At 51.4% G+C, this 22,208-nt stretch carries 18 protein-coding genes and 1 riboswitch; of the genes, 5 read left to right on the forward strand and 13 right to left on the reverse strand.

Features of this window, described 5'->3' with window-relative positions; all coding sequences use genetic code 11:
• Positions 1 to 145: 145 nt before the first annotated feature.
• The 6 genes from F456_RS0109025 to F456_RS0109050 form a co-directional block, all read right to left on the reverse strand.
• Positions 146 to 1,567, reverse strand: a complete 1,422-nt coding sequence (locus F456_RS0109025) for an MATE family efflux transporter (protein ID WP_018976694.1) — start codon at positions 1,565 to 1,567, stop codon at positions 146 to 148.
• A gap of 140 nt (positions 1,568 to 1,707) precedes the next feature.
• Positions 1,708 to 2,889 (reverse strand): GGDEF domain-containing protein, encoded by a 1,182-nt coding sequence (locus F456_RS0109030; protein ID WP_018976695.1) that lies wholly within the window; start codon positions 2,887 to 2,889, stop codon positions 1,708 to 1,710.
• Positions 2,890 to 2,911: 22 nt separating this feature from the next.
• Entirely contained in the window at positions 2,912 to 3,433 is a 522-nt protein-coding gene (locus F456_RS0109035) for a GNAT family N-acetyltransferase (RefSeq protein WP_018976696.1), read from the reverse strand.
• 275 nt (positions 3,434 to 3,708) lie between these two features.
• Positions 3,709 to 6,168 carry a glycogen/starch/alpha-glucan phosphorylase gene (locus tag F456_RS0109040; RefSeq protein ID WP_018976697.1) on the reverse strand — a complete coding sequence of 820 codons (2,460 nt, stop codon included), beginning with the start codon at positions 6,166 to 6,168 and terminating at the stop codon, positions 3,709 to 3,711.
• Positions 6,169 to 6,469: 301 nt separating this feature from the next.
• Entirely contained in the window at positions 6,470 to 7,573 is a 1,104-nt protein-coding gene (glgD, locus tag F456_RS0109045) for a glucose-1-phosphate adenylyltransferase subunit GlgD (RefSeq protein WP_018976698.1), read from the reverse strand.
• Positions 7,574 to 7,934: 361 nt separating this feature from the next.
• Entirely contained in the window at positions 7,935 to 9,077 is a 1,143-nt protein-coding gene (locus F456_RS0109050) for a glucose-1-phosphate adenylyltransferase (protein WP_018976699.1), read from the reverse strand.
• Between the two features lie 450 nt (positions 9,078 to 9,527).
• On the opposite strand from F456_RS0109050, the gene F456_RS0109055 reads away from it, so the two are divergent.
• The gene (locus F456_RS0109055; RefSeq protein WP_018976700.1) at positions 9,528 to 10,001 is read left to right on the forward strand and encodes a DinB family protein; all 474 of its coding nucleotides are present in this window, start codon (positions 9,528 to 9,530) and stop codon (positions 9,999 to 10,001) included.
• A gap of 69 nt (positions 10,002 to 10,070) precedes the next feature.
• Here F456_RS0109055 and F456_RS0109060 read toward each other — a convergent pair whose 3' ends face one another.
• From F456_RS0109060 to F456_RS0109080, 4 genes are all read right to left on the reverse strand, one after another.
• Complete coding sequence (locus F456_RS0109060) at positions 10,071 to 10,871, reverse strand: energy-coupling factor transporter transmembrane component T family protein (RefSeq protein ID WP_018976701.1); 801 nt, start codon at positions 10,869 to 10,871, stop codon at positions 10,071 to 10,073.
• Positions 10,868 to 12,763, reverse strand: coding sequence for an ATP-binding cassette domain-containing protein (locus tag F456_RS23565; protein WP_018976702.1), 1,896 nt, complete (start codon positions 12,761 to 12,763; stop codon positions 10,868 to 10,870). Before F456_RS23565 ends, F456_RS0109060 begins: the two co-directional genes overlap by 4 nt.
• A 141-nt stretch (positions 12,764 to 12,904) precedes the next feature.
• Entirely contained in the window at positions 12,905 to 13,516 is a 612-nt protein-coding gene (locus F456_RS0109070) for an ECF transporter S component (RefSeq protein WP_018976703.1), read from the reverse strand.
• Between the two features lie 152 nt (positions 13,517 to 13,668).
• Positions 13,669 to 13,783: riboswitch (TPP riboswitch) on the reverse strand.
• A 100-nt stretch (positions 13,784 to 13,883) separates the two neighbouring features.
• Positions 13,884 to 14,873, reverse strand: coding sequence for an SDR family NAD(P)-dependent oxidoreductase (locus tag F456_RS0109080; RefSeq protein ID WP_229675709.1), 990 nt, complete (start codon positions 14,871 to 14,873; stop codon positions 13,884 to 13,886).
• A 252-nt stretch (positions 14,874 to 15,125) separates the two neighbouring features.
• Here F456_RS0109080 and F456_RS0109085 point away from each other — a divergent pair, with 252 nt between their 5' ends.
• Genes F456_RS0109085 through F456_RS0109095 form a run of 3 tightly spaced genes read left to right on the forward strand, consistent with a single transcriptional unit; the run spans position 15,126 to position 18,423 of the window.
• The gene (locus tag F456_RS0109085) at positions 15,126 to 16,307 is read left to right on the forward strand and encodes a glycosyltransferase family 4 protein (protein WP_018976706.1); all 1,182 of its coding nucleotides are present in this window, start codon (positions 15,126 to 15,128) and stop codon (positions 16,305 to 16,307) included.
• A 5-nt stretch (positions 16,308 to 16,312) separates the two neighbouring features.
• Positions 16,313 to 17,416: an AGE family epimerase/isomerase gene (locus tag F456_RS0109090; RefSeq protein ID WP_040925112.1), complete on the forward strand. Its 1,104-nt coding sequence runs from the start codon at positions 16,313 to 16,315 to the stop codon at positions 17,414 to 17,416.
• 32 nt (positions 17,417 to 17,448) lie between these two features.
• A complete protein-coding gene (locus F456_RS0109095) occupies positions 17,449 to 18,423 on the forward strand; it encodes a DUF1861 family protein (RefSeq protein ID WP_018976708.1) in 975 nt (324 codons plus the stop codon).
• A 404-nt stretch (positions 18,424 to 18,827) separates the two neighbouring features.
• Here the strand turns inward: F456_RS0109095 and F456_RS0109105 are convergent, their stop codons facing one another.
• Together F456_RS0109105 and F456_RS24285 are read right to left on the reverse strand one after the other, a co-directional pair.
• Positions 18,828 to 19,613 carry a helix-turn-helix domain-containing protein gene (locus F456_RS0109105; RefSeq protein WP_018976710.1) on the reverse strand — a complete coding sequence of 262 codons (786 nt, stop codon included), beginning with the start codon at positions 19,611 to 19,613 and terminating at the stop codon, positions 18,828 to 18,830.
• 109 nt (positions 19,614 to 19,722) lie between these two features.
• The gene (locus F456_RS24285) at positions 19,723 to 20,460 is read right to left on the reverse strand and encodes a MarR family winged helix-turn-helix transcriptional regulator (protein WP_018976711.1); all 738 of its coding nucleotides are present in this window, start codon (positions 20,458 to 20,460) and stop codon (positions 19,723 to 19,725) included.
• A gap of 153 nt (positions 20,461 to 20,613) precedes the next feature.
• Between F456_RS24285 and F456_RS0109115 the strand changes: the two genes are divergently transcribed.
• Complete coding sequence (locus F456_RS0109115) at positions 20,614 to 21,054, forward strand: GNAT family N-acetyltransferase (RefSeq protein ID WP_018976712.1); 441 nt, start codon at positions 20,614 to 20,616, stop codon at positions 21,052 to 21,054.
• A 4-nt stretch (positions 21,055 to 21,058) separates the two neighbouring features.
• On the opposite strand, the gene F456_RS0109120 is transcribed toward F456_RS0109115, so the two are convergent.
• Entirely contained in the window at positions 21,059 to 22,096 is a 1,038-nt protein-coding gene (locus F456_RS0109120) for a phosphotransferase enzyme family protein (protein ID WP_018976713.1), read from the reverse strand.
• Positions 22,097 to 22,208 lie beyond the last annotated feature (112 nt).

Raw genomic sequence — 22,208 nt, forward strand, 5'->3', positions numbered from 1 at the left:
GAGTTAGTGCAGCGGAATCAGAAAAAAGCCCGCTTTTCCCCGGAATATCCGGAAAGAAAAGCGGGCTTTCTTCTTTAGGGGAGCAGCCGCATTGATCGACTTTTCAAGCAAGAGTAATATCGGATCGATTGTCTCCTCTTCAAACTTATGAAGAAGGAGCGGTTTGCGGAAGAAGATTCTCTCCCTGCTCCGGTTCGTCGTGCTGCACAAGCGAATGCTTTTTCCAAACACGGCTCTTCCAGCGCATATACATGACAGCTACCCGAATCCATTCGTCGACGGCAATTGCAAGCCAAATGCCCGGCAGTCCCATATTGAACTGGAACACAAGCACATAACCGAGCGGTAGGCTGATGCCAACCATCGAGACGAGACCGACGTAAACAGGGAACTTGGCGTCGCCAGCTGCGCGCAGCGAACCGATGACGATCATGTTAAACGTACGAGCCGTTTCCAGCACAATACTCAGCACCAGCACCTGAGTCGCCATGCGGATGACCTCCGCATCATCGGTGAAGATCCCGACCAGCGGATGACGCAGCGCAATCACGACCAGATCGACAATTACCGTAATGACGAGAGCGCGCTTCACGCTGCTCCACACCTGATGATAAGCGTCTTCCTTGCGATTCGCACCGACGAGGCGGCCGACAATGATCCCTGTTCCGATTGCTACGGCGATGGCGAACAGATAGATGAACATGGAAATGTTCGTTGCATACTGCCTTGCTGCCAGTGCCTGAGCGCCCAGGAACGTCGCGTAGAAGAAAAAGGTCATCTGGCACGATTGATACATAATTTGCTCCAGAGCGGATGGGATGCCGATCTTGAGAATCTTCATGATATATTCGCGCGACAGATTCAGATAGAACTTGAACTGAATGCGCACTTCCATAACCTGATACAGCATCCATACCAGGAACACTACCGCGACCGCGCGGCTGATCACCGTTGCCCAGGCAGAACCTTGAACGCCAAGCTGCGGGAAGCCCAAATGACCGAACACGAGCAGGTAGTTGCCGGCCAGGTTCAAAGCGTTCATGCCCAAGGCGACGAGCATCGTTGCTTTGGTCTGTCCGTAAGTTCGGATTGTCGCGGACAGCATGTTGATCAGTGCCTGCAGGAAAATCGCTCCGCCGACAACAGCCAAGTAAGAATTGGCGTACATGAGAATATCGCCTTGCAAATTCAAGAGCCTCATCAGATTGTGGCCGCAGAGCAGGAAAATTCCGCTCATCACCAAGCCAAGAATCAGATTGAGCGTAATGGAAAGGCCGGAGATCTTGGCCGCTTCATAATGATTTCGAGAACCGATATATTGCGCGATAACGATGGCAGCACCGTTACCGACGACTTCGAGAATCAGGATAGCGATCGAGATCACCTGGTTGGCTGCCCCTACAGCTGCTACAGCATCGTCCGACACACCGCTGAGCACAAGGGTATCCACGATTCCCATCAGCATAAACAGAAAAACTTCGAGGAAAATCGGCCAGGTCAAACGGAACAGATTAAACTCTTTCTCCAGCGGTAATTTAGCCGGAGCCGTACCGTTTTTTGCTTGCATCTCTTCACCCTCCTTTGATCGTTTGTTTCAAAACAAACGTATCTTAGCACGGTGACGATGAAAAATCAGCCCTTTTTGCGAAAATTTCCTGAAAATTATATTTCATCCTGTCAAAGCTTCCTTTTTTGGATATTCTGGTCCTATATCGGCAGGCTTTGCCGTTCTTCGGCCGGCACTTCAAAATGACCTTCAGCGCGCTTAACCTGATTCCGTCCAGCTTGCTTGGCATCATACAGCGCGAGGTCGCAGCACTTGTAGATCCGGTCGAGATCCGAACGATCGTCCGGTACAAAGGTAAGCGCCCCAATACTCAGCGTATACGCACCCTCCACAGCCGCCCGTATGCGTTCGGCTTTCAAGGTGGATTCTGCGACGGAAAGTCCGGGAATCAGAACCGCAAACTCGTCTCCGCCGTAGCGTCCGAACAAATCTTCCGGCTCCAACTGACGGGAAACGATTTGGCTCATCTCCTTCAGCACCCGGTCGCCGACATCATGTCCATGAGTATCGTTGATTCCCTTGAATCCATCAATATCGAACAGCAAAAAAGAAACGGGCGTTTTTCGCTTGGCGCAGCGACTGAGCATAACGTCCGCTTTTTTCAAAAATGTACGACGATTCCAAATTTGCGTCAGATCATCAACGCTCGCCAAATAAACCAACTCCTCATCGGCTTTCTGCTTGGCGAGCAGAACAAAGCCCGTATTGCCAAGGATCATCGTCAAATAAGCCGAGATTGAGAAGAGGTCGTGAGCGACCGGTGCCGACAGCAGAGCGGGCGCGCCCTGCCCAAGCAGCGATGAACCGGTACGAACCAGCATGGCACCGGCAACAAAGGTATACAAGATGCCCATTAATCTGCGCAGCGCCGTTCCGCCGGACTTCTTCCGGAGCAGGCGAAGTGCCGGCGGAATAATCAGCAGTGCCGAAAAGAAAGAAGCTGCGGCAATCCGAAGCACTTCAATATTATGAAAAAAGAGAATGCCGTTAAAAATCAGAATAGCCGCGGATGTAACGCCGATATAGATTCGTGCCGTTCGCCAGGAGAGCGAACTTTGCAGATTGAGCAGCGCGACCGCTTCAAAAGCCGTTCCGATAAACATAAGCGTATTCGACAGCGAAATGATCGCTGAGCTGTCCGTATTGATCCGCAGCAGCATGACCGTCCAAGCAGCCGCCTGGATCAGCTTCGCGGTAAAAAATAGAGAAACCGACCTTTCCTTACTTTCACTGCGGCGATAAGCGCTCAGCAGAATAACCGTAAACACATGACCGCAGATCAACGAAATGTATACCGTCTGCGGATCGAGATGAAAACTCATAGTGTTTGTCTCACTCTTCCCTTCAGATCGTCAGCCGGCTGATATCCGGCCAGCCCAAAGCAATCTCCGTAAACGTTTCTTCTCCAATACGAATTTCTTTGCGCTCAAGCTCGACTGCACCCAAACGGACATAAAAATGAACTGCAGGATTTTGCTCAAGCACCCAGACCATCAGCGAGCGATAGCCCCGACGCTGCAGTTCTCCGATCATTTTACGGAACATTTCACGGCCGATTCCTTTGCGCTGCTCACTCTGCAGCAGATAAACGGCGTACAGCTCGGCCTCATTCAAGCGCCCGGTTTCCCGGCTCTCTCCAAAATCGAGAAACCCGCAAATTTGGCCCCGTTCGTTCTCCGCAACCATCACACCTTCGTCACGGTCCGGTTCCATCAGCCGCTTCTCCCAACGGTTCCAGCGTTCCCCGACAGATAGTGTATTCAGATAAGTGTCTGAAACGATTCCTTTATACGTTGTCTTCCAGCTGTCCACATGCACCTGCGCGATGCCCGCAGCATCCTCCGGTTTAGCGAATCGTATTCTCATCAAGATCACTCCTCTGAAGAAATTCGGGCAGTGCGGATGCTTCTGTCCTGTTAGGTTATCCGCTTTTGGGATCGGGTGTACGCTGCCTAATTGCTTATTTGTATATGGATGGTATAGGATTCGTCGCCCGCTGTAAAATTCCTGCCTATGCAGAGCAAGTTATTCCCATTCGTTTCTTTCCCCAATTTCTTACCGTTTGATTGACAAAAAGCCGCTCATAAAGAGCGGCTTTTCAATACTCATTTACAGATGGCTTATTTTTTTCAATTCAGCACTTATTGACCTTTATAAATGCCGGAACGACTGCCGGCACCCGCAGGCTTGATACCCCAGATTTCCGATGCATATTCATTAATTGTACGGTCGCCCGCAAAACGTCCGGAATGCGCAATATTGACGATCGATTTCTCCAACCATTTTTTCGAATCGCGATAATCCATACCGATCTGATTCTGTGTTTCCACATAACTTGCGAAATCACGCAGAACGAAATATTCGTCGTTATGACTGAGCAGCGAATGATAGATTGGATCGAAGGTCTGACCATTCTGACAGAACGGGCCAGGCTGAACCAGCTGATCAAGCACTTTTTTCACACGTTCGTCGCTGTTGTAAATGGCTTGGGCAGAGTAACCGCCGTCACGATAGTACTTCTCTACATCTTCGACGCGCAGTCCGAAGAGATACATACCCTCGTCACCGAGCGACTCGTACATCTCCACGTTTGCGCCGTCGAGCGTACCGATCGTCAGTGCACCGTTCATCATCAGCTTCATATTGCCTGTACCCGATGCTTCTTTGCCAGCTGTCGAGATCTGTTCGCTGAGATCGGAAGCCGGGATGATTTTCTCTGCCAACGAGACCGAGTAATTTTCCAGGAAAAATACTTTGAGCAGATCTTTGGTGTCTGGATCATTATTGACCGTGTTGGCAATATTGTTGATCAGTTTGATGATCTGCTTCGCCATGTAATAGCCCGGAGCCGCTTTTGCACCGAAAATGAACGTGCGCGGCGTGATCTCAAGCGATGGATTCTCCTTGATCCGGTTGTACAGATCCATAATGTGCAGAGCATTCAGCAATTGACGCTTGTAAGCGTGAAGACGCTTGATCTGTACATCGAAGATCGAATTTGTATCAACCGATACTCCATGCTTTTTATAAATATAGGAAGCGAGACGCTCCTTGTTCTTGCGCTTAACGCTGTAAATCTTCTGTTGGACAACGGCGTCGTCAGCATACTTTAACAGTTCGGTAAGCTGCTGCGGCTGTGTTTTCCATTCCGAACCAATTGCCTCTTCGATCACATCGGCCAGTTCCGGATTGGCATGCATCAGCCAGCGGCGGTGCGTAATGCCGTTTGTTTTGTTGTTGAAGCGCTCGGGATACAATTCGTAGAAGTCTTTCATTTCCCGTTTTTTCAAAATATCCGTATGCAGCGCAGCTACGCCATTGACACTGTGGCTGCCGTAAATAGCCAGGTGCGCCATTTTGACGAAGCCGCTTTCGATGATTGCCATCCGCGATACGCGGTCTTGGTCATCCGGGTACTCCTCCAGCAGCATCGCACAGAAACGTTTGTTCAGTTCTTCGATAATCATATGAACACGCGGCAGCAGCTCACGGACCATCTGCTCCGGCCACGTTTCGAGAGCTTCGCTAAGAATCGTGTGGTTAGTGTAGGACACGGTACGCGTCACGATGCTCCAAGCCTCATCCCAACCAAACCCTTTTTCGTCCATCAGAACGCGCATCAATTCAGGAATGACCAGTGTCGGATGCGTATCGTTGATATGAATCGCTACTTTCTCGGCCAGACGGTCATAAGGCAGACGCAGTTTGTCAAACGTCCGCAGCACGCTGTGCACGCCAGCGGAGCATAGGAAGTATTCCTGCTTCAAACGCAGCAGCTTACCTTCGTACTGGGAGTCATCCGGATAAAGGAATTCGGATACCGTCTCGACCGAACGTTTGTAGTCGAGGAAGTTGTAATAGCTGCCTCCAGGACCGCCGAAGCCTTTCGAAGGATCGGCAGCCGATTCCGCGCTCCACAGACGGAGTGTGTTGACGGACGCATTCTCATAGCCGACAACCGGAACGTCATAAGGCACGGCCCAGACGTTCTCGCCGTTTTTCGTCTCGTAGACGAGACGGCCGTTCTCTTCTTTCGCTTCTACATGGCCCCAAAATTGAACATTTACTTTTTTGTCGCCGCGACGAACTTCCCAGACGTTGCCTTTTTGCAGCCAGTAGTCCGGCAGTTCCACCTGGTGTCCATCGATAATTTTCTGCTCAAACAGTCCGTATTTGTACCGGATACCGTTGCCGTGACCGGCATAACCCAGGGAAGCGAGCGAATCGAGGAAGCAGGCAGCCAATCGTCCAAGACCTCCATTGCCGAGACCGGCATCCGCTTCGTACTCTTCAATGTCTTCCAGATCCCAGCCCAACTCGCCAAGTCCTTCACGTACCATTTCCAGTACACCCAGGTTCAGCAGGTTGTTACCAAGCAGTCGTCCCATCAAGAATTCCATGGAGAAATAATAGACCTGACGCTCGCTTTGTTCAATATAAGCGCGATTGGTTGCCGCCCAATCCTGGCCGATCCGTTCACGAATCATACTGCCCAGCGCTGCATATACATCATCTTCGGTTACTTCATGCACTTGGCGGCCGGTCTTGCCAACCAACCTCTGCTTGAATTCCCGTTTAAAGTTCTCTTTATTGTTAAACATGGGTGGAACCCCTTTCCCGTTTCGCCGAAACCGTTCTTGCAACCTTGGACTCGCCGGAGGTTACTGCGTACGATGCGGCGGCGGACGAATGAATAAATTATGATTTGGATTTAAAACGACTCAGCCGTCAACATTATGGTTAGCTCTTATATTTAGATACAAAAAGGTCTTCCACAACCTGGTTCCGAAAGGAACCGGGTCTAGAAGACCTGTGGTTTCGTTTATATATCGGTAAATTGGCCGGATTTTTTAGAGCTGGGTGAATTGCCGGCCAATCCCGAAATTTGTTAATGATATCCTGCTAGATGATGCTTCGTTTCGCGATAACAAATGGTCTGCGGGCATCGCCTATCAAAGTGCGATTTGCAGTCAGCTGAACGTCTTTGTCCAGAATGACGTTCTCTATGATTGCCCCCGCTTCGATCACGCATTTCTGCATAATAATCGAGTTGATGATTTTTGCACCCTTTTCCACTTTTACGCCGCGGAACAGAATGCTACCTTCGACTTCGCCGGCGATCCGGCAGCCGTTAGCGACGAGGGAGTTGCGTACGTCAGCACCTTCGAGATACTTGGTCGGTGCTTCATACTTAATTTTGGTCTGCACCGGCATATCTTTCGAGAACAGCTGATTATATTTTTCCTGATCCAGCAGCTCAAGGCTGTTTTTGTAGTAGCTTTCGACCGAGTTGATTACCGCATGGTAACCTTTATACTCGTAAGCCGCAATCTTCAGCCCGTTTGGATTTTTCATAATCGCGTCGCGGAAGAAGTAGCTGTCTCCATGCGCGATGCAGTACTCCATCTGCTGCATATACAAATCTTTCTCCATAACGAAAATCTCGATATAGACATTGTGATGGCCCTTCTCATTATGAATGCCGGTCACAAAGCCGTCTTCGCCAACGTCGACCCGGAAGCACGGATCATGTTCCGCTGCCGGAAGATCGATATGCTTGTACACTACTGTCACATCCGCGCCCGATTCCTTGTGATAAGTCGCCAGATCGCAGAAGTCCACTTTGGACAAATGCTGACTGCCTGAGTGAACGACGTATTCTCCGGTACTACGATTGAAGAAGTCGCGGTTGTTATGCATATGCTGCAGATCTCCTGCCGAGATGTCGGTCGGGTCGTTCCAGTCCGGAGGCAGAACGAACAATCCGCCCCGCTTGCGGTCAAGATCCCATGGACGGCCTTCTCCCAAGTGATCGAGCAGCGACCGATATTTGCGTCGTACGAACAGCGCAATATCTTGTACGCCTGCGCTCATCATGTTGGACAATGCAAAATCGATCAGTCGGTAGCGTCCCGCAAAGGGAACGGCCGCGCCTGCGCGGAAGTACGTCAGTTCGTTTAACTGGTCCAGCTCGTGGTCTAAATTGATTACACCCATGAGTTTCATGGTTCCACCGTCCCTTTTCTGCTGTCTTTAATTTGCGTTCTTAAAAATTCCTATTCGTTAGAGAAACTTGAAAGCTGCGGGAGAAATTCGTTCAAGCCGCTGTCTCACCCGGAAAGTGGAATGAATCCAAAAAGGAATCTTTCCGGGTTCAAAGGCGTCTTTCACTGAATTTCTCCCTCCGCTTATGGCTTCACAAGAAAATCGGAGTTTTTTTAAAAACTCAAATATTTCATTTCCTGAGTTTGTATGATGAGGAAGGCGTATCGCCGTTTACGGCGAACAGCCTCGCCTCTGACCTTTAGTTGGTCAGTAAGGCGTATCGCCGTTTCGGCGAACAGCCTCGCCTCTGATTTCTACGTAATCAGTAAGGCGTATCGCCGTTTATCAATAAGATTTCGCTATCGTCTTCGCGGTCGGCGCCGATCACAGTTCCGTCAGGAATCACTTTCCCTTGATCTACGATAGCCCGGTGGATGCGCACGTTGCGACCGATCTTCACTTCGGGCATAATGACCGATTCCGTGATTACACTGCCTTCGCCGACTTCAACGCCGTAGAACAGCACGGAGCGGTCGATTTCGCCGCGCACGGTACATCCTTCGTTAACGATGCAGTTTTTGAGCTTGGCATCCGGAGAAATGTACTGGGCAGGCTCGTTCGGGTTCCGCGTATAGATGCGCCATTCCGGATCGTTCAGATTAAGGTCCGGATCATCGTTCAGCAGGTCCATGTTGGCTTCCCACAGGCTTGGGATTGTACCTACATCGCGCCAGTAGCCTTCGAAAGGATACGCATACAACGACAGGCCGTCAGCCAGCATCTTCGGTACAACGTCCTTGCCGAAATCGTGCGACGATTCGGTATCCGGCTTGTCGATGTCTTCTACCAGGTATTTGCGCAGCACGTCCCATTTGAAGATATAGACGCCCATTGATGCCAACGTGCTCTTGGGCTGCTTCGGCTTCTCGTCGAACTCATAGATGCGGAGATCGTCATGAGTATTGATCATGCCAAAGCTCGGCGCTTCTTCAAGCTTCACGTTAATGACAGAGATAGAGCAGTCTGCATTTTTTTCTTTATGATAATCAAGCAGTTTGGTGTAATCCATTTTATACACGTGGTCGCCGGACAGCACCAGCAGGTGCTCGGGATCATATTGATCGATGAATTTGAGATTTCGCGAAATGGCATCGGCCGTGCCTCGGTACCAACTGCTTCCATTTTCCCGTTCATGCGGTGGCAAAACAAACACGCCGCCGTTTTTACGGTCCATATCCCAATCGCTTCCGACACCTATGTAAGAATGCAGTACGAGCGGCTCGTACTGAGTCAGCACGCCTACAGTGTCGATACCCGAATTGGTACAGTTGCTGAGCGGGAAGTCGATAATGCGATATGTTCCTCCAAAATAAACGGCAGGTTTGGCCAAAGATTTCGTCAGCCCTTTAAGTCTCTTTCCCTGTCCGCCGGCAAGCAGCATGGCGATCATTTCTTTTTTCTTCATTCAGACGAACCTCCTCGGCAATATATACGGCTGTGCGTATGGCGGAACGGTATCCGCAGATGTGTAGATGCCTAAACGGGAATACGAGGAATAACACGACTTGCCAAGATTTAAGAAGGCTTGATGTTTCAACAAGATAGACAGAATCAAATCATATAAACATCTTTAACCCTAGCAAGAGGTTTGGAATCGTTAGTTTTCCGAAATTCCAGAAGAAAAAAAAGGATTAGGACAACAATAGACGAGTGCAAACGATTGAACTGAAAATGACTGAAGAAACTTAATAATCTCCCACCCTATGATACCATATGTTGTAAGATTATAAAGGTTTATGTCAGACGTATAAGAAAACGAACATTTACAGCGGCATATGATAAATTTCAGTACCTAAATACAAACAAAGGTTCTATCTTTATAAGATCAAACTTCTTAAGAAAAGAGGAGATTTTTATGCATCCATGCTGCAAAAGTATATTTGACCAACTGGATATTGCGATAGAGTCGGTACAAGCTTTGATCCGTTCGTTGAACGAAGAAGAATTGGTCGTCAAAGGGCATCCCAATAAAATGTCCGTCGGCGAACTTCTTGCTCATCTGTCCGTACTCTGTGAGGCGGATTTTCGAATCGGAGCCGGAGCTTCGCTCGAAGACATGCAGCGTTTCTATGAACAAACAGAGCCTGCCCAGACTCTGCAGGCGCTGGAATCCTCGCTGCTGCAGCATTATTCGGCCCTTAAAACAGGCATTGCTTCGCTGACGAATCGAGAATTGGAGCAGCAAACCGTCTCTTATTGGGGCGTGAAATATTCACGTTTCGAATGGTTGGTGGAAACACTCGCGCATTTCTATCATCATCGGGGTCAACTGCATGCCATGATCGTACATGTCCTGCACAAGAATCCAGAGATAAAGCTGTTTGAATAAAATTTACTAATGCATACGATTCGTCCGCTGTACAACAGAGAACGGAGTGTACAAAAAAGCGGACGGACCTCAAGGGTCCATCCGCATATCGCCGAGTCCGAAGATCGGCAGTTCCTGTGCCAGCAGAAAGGCTGCTGCCGCAGCACAAGCCAGCACCAACAAAACCGCAGCGTCGCTGCGCGTAAACGGTGAAGCATAGTAATAAGTTCGCTGCTTCCCTGCATCGAAACGCTTGACTTCCATTGCTGCGGCAGTACGCTGGGCACGCCGAATGCTCTGCGCAAGCAGCGGCAGCGCGTACAATTCCGGCAGACGAAGCAGCCCCGCAGAACCTGCTCCCGCACCGCGCACGGCAAGCGCTTCGCGTCGAATACGCAGCTCTTCCCCCACCATGGGCAGCAGACGGATTGAGGCCATGAAGCTGTACGCGTATTTCGGGCTTAATTTCAGACGCTGCATCAGCGCATAGAACAGCCCTGTCGATGAAGTCGTCAGCACGAAGAGCAGCCCCTGCGAGCCGAAAGCGATCGAGCGAAAACCCAGATGCAAACCGCGGTAGAAGCTTTCTTTGGAGATCGAAATCGGTCCAAATGCCCACCAGATCTCACTGCCTTTCCCGAACAGAATCATTGTCAGAGACGCCGAAGCCAATGCCAGAGTAAATCCTGCTGCCATCAGAGCCGTTTTCCAGACGGGGTATCCCGAACCGACAAACAGCAGCAGTAGAAAAGTACAGGCCAGATAAAAGGACATGTCGATGCGATGTACAAATAGAGTCAGAACAAACAGCAGAACAAACAGCAAAAGCTTCAAAGCCGGATTCGCCCGGTGAAGCAGCGTCGTTCGGGACGGCTCGAAAAATTTCTTCATTCCTGTTCCTCCTTCGCAAGCCGTGGGCTTTCGCCGCGAGAACGGCCTGTCGGCTCCGCCGATACCAGTTTTCCGCCTTCCACTCTCCATATTTGAGTAGCCAGCCGCTCGGCGATCTCCGGTTCATGTGTAATCATCAGCACGGCGCGGCCGGAAGCCCGAAGCGTCTCACACAGGTCAAGCATTGCGAACGCATTGCGGGCATCCTGCCCGAAGGTCGGTTCATCGAGCAGCAGCAGCGGTTTGTCCGATACGACTGCCGACGCTACGCTGAGCCGGCGTTTCTGGCCAAGCGAGAGCAAATAGGGATGGCGATCGGCATATTCGCAGAGACCAAATCCATCCAGACACTGGCCTGCGCGCAGCTCCAGCTCGGCCTCTGTTTCAGGTCCGAGCTGCATTCTACGTCCGAATAGGCCTCGCTTTCTCGGCAGTGCGGCCTGTGCTTCGCTGCGCAGCGTAAAGGATACCTCGTCCTGTACCCGGTTCGTAACGAACTGGAACTCCGGGTTCTGGAAAACAAAAGCGGCATGCTTGGCAGCCGTCTCCCGCACGGATCGGCGGCCGACAGGGCGAACACCGCCGTATTCGCACATTCCTTCCTGCGGCAGCAGGCCCATTAGCCCGAGCAGCAGCGAGCTTTTTCCGGCTCCGTTGGGGCCGGTCAGCGCGATTAGGTCGCCAGGCATGATCGCCGCCTTTTCGACCGCACATACATTCCTGCCGCTGCGCAGCACTCGGAAGTTCTCCAGTTTCAGCAGTGGCTGCTCCGATTCGGTGCCTACAGACGGTACCGAATCGCCGAGAGCCGGATCTAGAGCGATAGGTGCCGAAACAGGAGCGACGGAGGCGGAAGCCGAAGAGATAAGATCTGAAGCAGGAGCGACGGGAGTCGGAACCGGAGCGCTGACAACCAAGTCCCGTGCGCCTAGGCCCGGACTTGCGCTGCCGGCAGCCAATGACGCATCTGACGTATGCGCCGGCCGCGCAGCTCCGTCTCCGCTGCCGCCCGACGATAGCTCACTGCTGTCCGCGTCCCTGCCGAGAATGTTTCCATAAGCGTCATCCCACGCTTCGGGATACCAGATTCCGTATTCGCGCAGTTCCGCACGATAGCGGCCGAACACGGTCCTTGCCGGACCGTCGGCCATGATCGAACCGTCGCTTCGGAACAGCACGACCCGATCCACCCAGTCAATGACTTCTTCAATCCGGTGCTCGACGATAATTACAGTGCGCTGTCCCGATACGCGGCGCACTGCTTCCCAAATTGTACGCCGTCCTTCCGGATCAAGCAGCGCGGACGGCTCGTCCAGCAGCAGCGTATCGGGCTGCAGCAGCAGGACCGACGCGAGCGCCAGCCTCTGCTTCATTCCCTGTGACAGACTGCCGATCGGCACGTGCGGATCAGGCAAATTCAGCCCGACCTCACGCAGCGCAGCTTCGATAAGACCGGTCATTTCTTCCCGCGGTACGGTCAGATTTTCCAGCACAAAAGCCAGCTCTTCGTCCACATAAGGCATGCAGAACTGGGTATCGGGATCTTGGAACACGATTCCCGCCGATTCCGGCACTTTCAATCGCTCTGCCTTCATCGGCACTTCCGTCACCCTCGGAATGATTCCGCCCAGCACTTGGAGCAGTGTCGACTTGCCGCAGCCGCTTGGACCAAGCAGAAGCACTTTTTCTCCTTGGCCGATCTTCAGCGATAAATCTCGGAACAACAGCTCTGTAACACCCGGGAATTTCAGACGCAGCCCTACGGCTTCCGCGGCATACTCTTCAAACTCTCGTCTGCCCGGTTCCTCCTGCGGATTGCCGTGCGATTCATCCCCGTGCTTTTCCGGCTCCGCTCCCCATTGTTTTTCCATTTCCGTGATCCGGCTTTCCATTATTCAGCGCTCCTTCCCGGGACAAGCGCAAGCCTGCTTAACATCAAGATCCGGCAGGACCGACTCGATGTTTCGGCTTCATGATACCCGCATTTCTGCACGGTATCGCCGATGCCATATCGCAGCGGCTTTATCCCCTTTTTAGCTGTCCAGCGCATCGTATTCCTTGCGGTCTACAGGCTGCAGCGATTGGGTCACGCCGGCTTTTTCCAGCAGCTTCGCCAATCCGTACATCAGGTATCCGGCAATTACAAAACCGCTGATGGCACGCAGTGTATATTTCAAAATTAGCAGCCAAGTCGCGTACTCCGTCACATAGCCGTAATAAATATCGGCCAGAAGCGATCCGGCAGCGGCAGCGATTCCCGCCAGCCCCGCTACAAATGCAGTTGCCTTTCGATAACGGAACGCCGCGAATACCAACTCCGCTCCAAGGCCCTGTACGACACTGTACAGCAGCAGCTGAATACCATAGGCGCTGCCGAACGCGATCTCCAGATGCGCCGCAGCAATTTCTGCAATCAGAGCGACACCCGGCTTGCGAATCAGCAGGAAGGCCAGTGTCGAAGCAGCGAACCACATTCCGTACACCAATTCATTGGACTGCAGGAATAGCAGCCCCGCTACACTCGATACGGACGCCCATAAGTGATAGACGATTCCCAATACAAGCGACACGACTACCGTGACCAATACGTCTGTCAATGTCAGCCCTTTGCGGCGTGGAGCCGCTCCCGAAACCTTTGTACTCATCTTTTTAATCTCCCCACTCTTTTTATTTCGGGCTTTGCGGTTCGCAAAGTCCGGTTGCTGCGCTAACGACGATGGTTCGGCCGGTACGTTTCGGCGCCGCATGCACAAAAAGGCGGCTTTCAGGCATAAAAATGCGCAGAAAGCCGCCTCGTTCACGGACGGATACGAATTCTCTACGCTGGCATGATCCAGATCAGATTAACGGTCAGAAGCGGTAAAACGGCTTCAATCTCAGCCCGGCTCGCCCGGACCCCCGTATCGTTATGCAGTTGCTTTTTAACATACACACTTTTTCTCGGAGACGCAATAACGAATTTTCGTTCATGCATGTTTATCCTGCCTATACCTGTGACCTATGTATTCACGCTTATGATCGCCGCCTGACCTCTGGCCGCAAGATCCGCAGCATCATAAGCTGGAAAATCCGGAAAGGCAGACGCCTTTTGAGCGCGGCGAGCAGGGCGGCACGGCGCGGCACGACGTAGCGGAAACGCCCTCTCCCTCTGCGTCCAAGCGCCAGATCGGCCGCCAATTTCGCAACGTCGCGCGGATCGCCTCCGCTCGCCGCACTGGCGCGCGACATCTCCAGCATTTGCTTCAACGCGGCTTCGTTCGGTGAATCGTCTGTCCGGTAGATGCCGGCAAATCCTTTTTCCCAAATGTCCGTCTTGTAGGAAGCGGGTTCAATCACATAAGTCCGGATTCCGTAAGGAGACGTTTCGAGCGCCAGCGATTCGCTAAAGCCTTCAAGCGCAAACTTCGATGAAACGTAAGGTCCGTAGCCCGGCAGCCCCATTACGCCGCTGACGCTGCTTATTTGCAGGATGCAGCCTCTGCGGGCTTCACGCATGTACGGAAGCACGGCACCGGTCATCGCAATCATGCCGAATACGTTGACGGCAAACTGTTCGCGCCAACCATCCATCGGAACCTCTCCAATAAATCCGCCCATTGCCGAGCCTGCGTTATTGACGAGAATATCGATTCGACCGAATACGTCAAACACTTCTGCTGCCGCTGTACTTACACGTTCGTCGTCGCACACGTCAAGCCGGATCGGGAAAATCAGACTCGACACCGGACCCGTCCCAAGTGCCTCCAGGTTTCCCAACTGCTCGGCTTGTCCGGAGTTTTTATATGGTTCTTCCGCTGTTCCAACCGACAAGTCCGCTTCTTGCAGCAGGTCCGCTTCCCGGGCCGCAGCAAACAGTCGATCTGCCGCTTCCGGTCGTCTCATGCCGGCAGCCACCCGTATACCTGCAGCAGCCAGTTCGATACAAATGTGCAGACCGAATCCACTGGACGTTCCCGTTACGATAGCCGTTCTTTGCTCCTTTTTATCCATACTTCTCTTCAAATACAATCACTCCCGGCTGTCAATTTTCATTACCTCTTATGTTGTCTTGCTTTACACCTAACTTAAGGAGTGGTAGCGTTAGACTATTACCCGATGACCGTGCAGCTCTTTTTTTAGGCTTTTCCTCTCTGGTCTCCACTTTGATCGAACGCTGCTTCTCCCCATTTTCATTTACTTCGATTAGAAATAAAGACAGCTTTATTTCTTTTTTTGTCTTTACTTATGTAAAAAAATGAAAAAGGAGGGTTTATTATGAACAATCTTAACGTTGAACCTGCCGTCTCCGGGCTAAAATCCGTTTTCGTAGGCACTAGTTTCCCTCGTGAATGCGGATTAGCCGTGTTCTCGCAGGACATGATGAATGAACTTGCTACATTTGAAGATTTCACTCCTCCAACCATTATCGCAATCGAAGACGGAAGATCATATGCTTACGGCAATGAAGTTATCGGAAAAATCGCTCAAAATAACCTCGACGATTACCTGAATTCCGCAGCCGAACTCAATCGGACGGACACGGATGTTGTGATTATTCAACATGAATTCGGTATTTACGGAGGAGAAAATGGCAGTTATATTCTTGATTTCGCAGCGGCTCTACGTGTTCCGTTTATCGTGATTTTCCACACTGTACTGGCTTCTCCTTCTGCGGAGCAGCAGCGCATTATGACCGAACTGGCTGCGCTGAGCTTTAAAGTGGTGACCATGGCCCGCAACAAGATGCCCGATTTGATCAATATATACGGGATTACGCCCGACAAGATCGAAATGCATCATCACGGCGTGCCAACTGTCCGGACCGAAAGCCGCGAAGCATTGAAGATGCGTTACGGCTTTCCGCGTCGCCAGATTCTGTCCACCTTCGGATTTTTGAGCCCCGGAAAAGGGATCGAATACGTCATTGAAGCCATGAGCAGCGTGGTCAAAACCCATCCGGAAGCCTTGTATATCGTCTGGGGTCGAACGCATCCGGGCATCAAGCGCCGTGAAGGAGAAGTCTACCGGGAAAGTCTGCAAGAACGGGTGGCGGAACTCCAGTTGGGTGAAAACGTAATTTTTGTAGACAAGCATTTATCGCAGGAAGAAGTCGTTCAGTCGCTGGTCATGTCGGATATTTATTTGACTCCTTATCTGGGCCAAGACCAAGCCGTAAGCGGAACATTGGCTTTCGGAATAGGCTACGGAAGGGTTGTGATTTCGACGCCGTACCGCTACGCACAGGAAATGCTGGCGGGAGGAAGAGGACTGCTGGCGGAATTCCGGGATTCGGCTTCACTGGAACGACACATTTTGAGCGTGTTCAATCAGCCGGAACTCAAAGCCGACATGGAACGCAAAACGCTTATGCTGGGACGCACAATGCATTGGAACGAAATCGCTGGCGAATATGCGGACCTGCTGCGGACCTGTGCGGCCAAAGGAAGTGTCATTTGAAAAACATGATGGAGAATGATGCGCTTCCTTTGTCTTATTTGCGCAGACTGACGGACGACACCGGTATTTTCCAACATACAAAATTTGGCGTCGCCGACCGCTCTCACGGTTATACGTCGGACGATAATGCCAGAGCGCTGATTGCGGCAGTCCTAGCTTACGCAAAGCGGCCAAGCGAAAGCGGCCTGGATTTGGCACATACTTACCTCTCTTTTTTGTATCACGCACAGAATCCCGACGGAAGCTTCCGTAACTTTATGAATTACGATCGCTCTTTCGCGGAAACGGTCGGTTCTGACGATTGTCAGGGTCGATGTCTCTGGGCGCTGGGTTCCGCGATTACAGAAACCGGCCTACCGGATAATCTGCAAAACACGTGCAAATATATGTTGGATCGCGCTCTGCCGCATCTGGAACAGATCCGTTCACCGAGAGCAATAGGCTATGCTTTGATTGGGCTCACTTCTATCCTGGAATCTCCGGACGCGCTATTTTACGCTTTTCCTTACATGGACGCCGAGAAACCGAACCCGGACTTTCTGTCAAGAGCACGAATCGAAGCGCTGATTGATGCAATGGCGAACAAGCTCAACGATTCCTATACCATTTACCGAAAAGACGATTGGCACTGGTATGAAGATTCTCTGACCTACGGTAACGCCATGCTTCCGTGGGCGATGCTAAAAGTCTCCCGTCTGCCTGGTAAGGAAGCTTACGCACCAGCGGCTAGAGAAAGCTTGGACTTTCTCATCAAGCAAACGTTTGCCGACGAAGGACACTTCAAACCGATTGGAAGCGGCGGTTGGTATACGAGAAACGGTACTCCCGCTCTTTATGACGAGCAGCCGATCGAAGCTTCGGAAACGATGTTTGCCTGTCTTGAAGCTTATCGCCGCTTTGGAGCTCCCGCTTACCACGAGTTCGCAGTACGATGCTATGAATGGTTTCATGGCGCCAATTCGCTCAAGCAGAGCCTGATCGATCCCCAGACGGGCGGATGCTATGACGGCATTCATGCCCAGGGGCTGAACCTGAATCAGGGTTCCGAGAACATTATCTCTTACTGCATGGCCCAAGCGGTCATTCTTCCCCTCCCACAAACCGTATAAAATGCCGGATCCCAGGAAGGCTGACCTTACCCATGATGAGAACCGAATGGACACCCAAAACATGCGAGGAACTTCTGCAAACTTACGTTCCCGCCGAAACGAAAGGCCGCAAACTCCTTTTTGAAGGCGTGGAAGGCCGAGACGTTTACAATATTACCGCTCCCTTTTGGAATGAAAGTGAATGGTACTTGATCGGCCGCGTCGAAGAACGGGACTCCGAAGATTCAGAGATCATTTTTTTCACGCTCACGGACGGCATCTGGAATCCGAAGCTTGATATGCCGCGCTTCCGACTGCAGGACCCTTTTATGACCCGGCTCGATAACGAATGGATCATGGGCGGCGTGCAGCTTCAATTTTCAAAAGAAGACGAACATAAAATCGAAGGCTGGCGAACGGTGCTGTACCGGGGAAGCGTTCTGCACGAACTGACACATGTAAAGTCCGGTCCGTGGAACATGAAGGATATCCGCCTAACTCCACTGACCGACGGCACCGTCGGCTTCTTCTCCAGACCGTTCGGCGTGGAAGGAAGAGTCGCCGTGATCGGCTTCAATGTGATCGACTCATTCGAAAATTTGTCCGAAACTATCTTCCTGCACGCTCATCTGTTTCGCGATCAATTCGTGAAAGAAGAATGGGGCGGAGCCAACGAAGTCCATATGCTCGGCAACGGCATTCTCGGCGTGCTGGGCCATATCTCGAACCGGGACGCTGAAGGCCGGCTTCATTACCATGCAATGACCTTTGCTCTGAACCCTTGGACGCTGGAAAAAACGGAACTCAAAATTATTGCGGTTCGCAGCGATTTCCCTCCAGGCCCGGCCAAGCGACCTGACCTGGTCGACGTGATCTTCAGCGGAGGATTGACGCGGGAAGACAACGGCCGTGCCGTACTGTATGTCGGAGCCAGCGATACCGAAGCATACAGTCTCGACATTCCTGACCCGTTCCTAGAATACGAGCAGCTGCCTGCCGCATCTGCTGACAGCCGAATCCAAAGCTAATTTTTTCGGACGAATGCATAAAAAAAGACCTCCCATACATTCCGGAAGGTCTTTTCGTCGTTGCAGGCCGTTACATTATGTACACTTTGCGCGTACCACTTGCTGCATACTGCATATATGATCGTTCATTGTAGTATCCAATAGGGTTAGAACCACAGTTCGCTCTGCTCTGCGGCTTTGACCCGGCGCAAACGATTGCGGAAAATGGCACTGCCCCCGGTGCGCCCCGCTCCGCAGCGAATCCGGCGTCTGATCAGCATAGTTTCTCCTCCTTCCTCATCCCGGCGCTCTAGCGTCTCAAGGATGAAAGCTAACGAATCATTACCCAAGCGCGTGAGCAATCAAACAGTCAGACAGGCGAAACTATGCATATTGATCAAAATATTTAGGGGCGATCGGGAGAATCAGCGAATCTCGGATGGGCTCTTGCCCGTATACTGCTTAAATTGGCGGCTGAAAAAGAAAATGTCGCGGTAACCGAGCGCTTCCGCCACTTCCGTTACGTTCATACCCGCATGCCCCAGAAGATGTTGAGCGCGCTCGATTCTCATGCGAATAATATAGGACTGCACCGAGGCGCCGATCAATTCTTTGAATTTGGCGGAAAAATATCTCGGCGACAATCCCGCGCGTGCCGCCAAGTCTTCGACACGGTGCGCGAGACTGGGGTGCTGACGGACATAGTTGGCCGCCTCGTGTACAACTTCATACAGATGATTGCTTCCCCGGCGCTCCGACGGCTCTTCTCGGTCGCCGCGCAGCAGATGGATCATCATCTGCTTAAGCAGCAGTTTCGCTTCTTCCTCTGCCGCATAAGTTTCGCTCAATAATACCCGGACATAGCGCGACAGCAAATACTCGAAGTCGACCGTTTCCCTCAGTTCGCGATAGGCTTCTGGAATATCGTACGTCTCCGCTTCAATATTGAAATGAATGTAAGTCAGCACCAACGGCTTTTGCGGATTGTGCGAAGCGCTGGTATGATCTCCTGGCCGAAACAGAAAACAGCTTCCTTTTCCGATCTCATGCGGCTCATCGTTCAGCAGCAGCCTTCCTTCTCCGCTCCAAACATAGAACAGATCGTAGTTCTGGAGCGGCTGCTCGCGTTTTTGCCATTTCCAACCCGGTTCGCAAGCGATTTTGGCAACGTAGGGCGTCAAAATAAAAGAGGATGGCGGCACATTTAGCAACGGCTCCCGCTCCTTTCTAAAAGTTATGATGGTATAGATGCAAATATGATGCAGACGCAAAAATGTATAGGCTCTAAAATCTTAAAAGAATTTAAAAAGGTTCAAAAAGTCAGTTCTCCTCAGCTTCTTCAACGTCCGCTGCCGACTTCTGGCGGGAACGCTGGGCATCCTGCTCCTTCGTCTCTTCGTATGTCCACAGCGGAACCTTTTGGTTCGAAAAAAGATCGGAACCGTATTCGGCAGGCTCCACACTTCCCGAAGTTTGGTCCGCATTTTCCAAAGTTCGATCCGCTTGAAAAGGTTCTTCCTCCTGCGGAACAAGGACTTCGTCGGCGTGAATTCCGGCGGAATCTTCCTCTTCTCCGGCATCAATCAAGCGATTGTAATAATCGTGAATATAGGGACGCCGTCCGCCTTTTTGCACGAAGCGCCAGTCTTTTTCCACATTGATCCGCACCCGGTACAGCATATCCAGCAGCTGCGCCGTCTCCTGCTGCGACAGTCCGCGAAGCGAGGACTTATCGGCATATTCACCTTCGTCCCGGATGAACAAATATGCCGATTTGCCTTGTTCCGTCGGGTACACCCGTTTGTCTTTCCGCAGATTCAGAGCTTCACGCTGTACAATCAGTCCTTCGTCCTCCAACTTCTGCAGCGCCCGAGAAGCCGCGGCCCGCTTGACCTTAAGCCGGTCCGGCACGCTGCCGGCAGGTTCGCCCGGATTCTCGCAGACAAATGTCAGATACAGATGCAGCCCGCGGGACAGCTTCAGATGCTTGAATTCGATGCTGCTGATCGCTTCGGAACAGCGGGCGATCGCTTCGATTTCGCGCAGCACTTCTTTCACGGCGCAGACCTCCTTGTGGTCGGGAATTCGACTTTCCGTAGACAGACGATATAATTAAACGCTGTAAGCTTTACAATTTTGCATGCAAAACGAACCAATGACTGACAAACAGCCAAACACTCATTCCCATTATATCAGAAAGAAGGTTATCTTATGCAATTCCGTATTTTGGAAGTTACAACTGAAGAGCAGCTTCAATTTTGTAGAGATATCCGAGTTACCGTGTTTGTCGACGAACAGGGAGTACCGCTTGCGGACGAGTTCGATCAATGGGACGCAATCCGTCCGGAAGTCCGACATATTATCGCTTTGGAAGGCGATCGCCCGGCCGGCACGTCGCGTCTGCGTTTTGTCGACGGATATGCCAAGCTGGAGCGGATTTGCATTCTGCCGTCCTACCGCAAATACGGCCTTGGCCGCCTGCTTCTTGCCAAACTGGAAGAGCTGGCCCGCGCAGCAGGTGCAGAAAAAGCCAAGCTGCACGGACAAGTACAGGCGGAAGGCTTTTATACCAAACTGGGCTATTCTCGTGAAGGCGGCGTATTCGACGAGGACGGCATTCCGCATGCGTTGATGGTTAAGCAGCTGGTTTGACGCTCTAAGATAATTGAAGAATAGATGAATAACTTTGTTCCAGCAGAGCGATCGTTTCTTCGGCCGCTCTAATGACGGCAGTCTTGCCTCCTACTTCGATTTCCCGGTTCAAACGGGCTACGCGATCAAACCGAAAAGGAGGCAGTAGCCGCATCAGCGGCTCAACAACGCTTAGCTCTTCCTTTTTCAGAGGCCTTTCCGACACATATGCTTGAAACAGTTCATGCATTACTTTGTCGCTTGGAGAATCAGGAGGAGGATAGGAAGCATAGTAGGCCAGGAGTGCACACAATTCTCCGACCAGCACCTCGTCACCCGCAAGGTTCAGATCAAACAAGCCTGCGATCTCTCCCCTTTTTCCTCTTGTCATATTGTAAGGGCACAGATCTCCCTGCACCGCAGCTGCCGGAAGTTCCATCCAGATATTTTGTACTTCTGCTCTCCGCGCATGGTACAATTTTTTTATGCGCTCCAGCAATTCTGCGGGGCATTCTGCACGCTTCAGCGCTCCGATCATCGCCGTAAAGCTTTTCTCGTTCTCATCGTAATCTCCAAGTTCTTCCGTAGCATTTCCACCGAAAAGACTCCAACTCGTACCGTGACCGAAAAAAATTTCTGTTTCTAGACTTACTCTATGCAGTTGGCCGAGCAGCATACCGATCAAATGAACATCATTAAGATCGCGGCAGGTAAACTCATCTCCAGCCGCATACTGCTCAAGCGTCGTAAGCCATCGCCTCTGTCCGTTGTCTAGAACAGCTGAGTACTGCCCCGAGCAGCTGCGCAGCCGTCGAACAACCGGCAATCCTTCTTCAGCCATTGCCTCCGACCATTTCCCTTGTATCTCCATTTTTTTTGCATTCAGATGTCGAAATCCATACTTACATTCCTCTGGAATCCCTTTGAGCACAAAAACACCCTGAGTTGACTTGATCTTCACTATCGAATCACTGCCTGTTCGCAGCATCTCAGCCGGTTCTACGATTTCCAGCCCATATGCTTCGGCGGCATGTGCCAACCAAGTCATTGCCAGATCCGTCACCCTATCCCGCCTCTCTTTTTAACAGAAAACCGTACTCGTCATCTTTATTTCATTCTAGGATAAAAATTCATTGCCGTCATGACTAACCCTCTTTCGCAAGATGAAAGTTTGA

The organism is Saccharibacillus kuerlensis DSM 22868 (genome assembly GCF_000378145.1).
Taxonomy (GTDB): Bacteria; Bacillota; Bacilli; order Paenibacillales; family Paenibacillaceae; genus Saccharibacillus; species Saccharibacillus kuerlensis.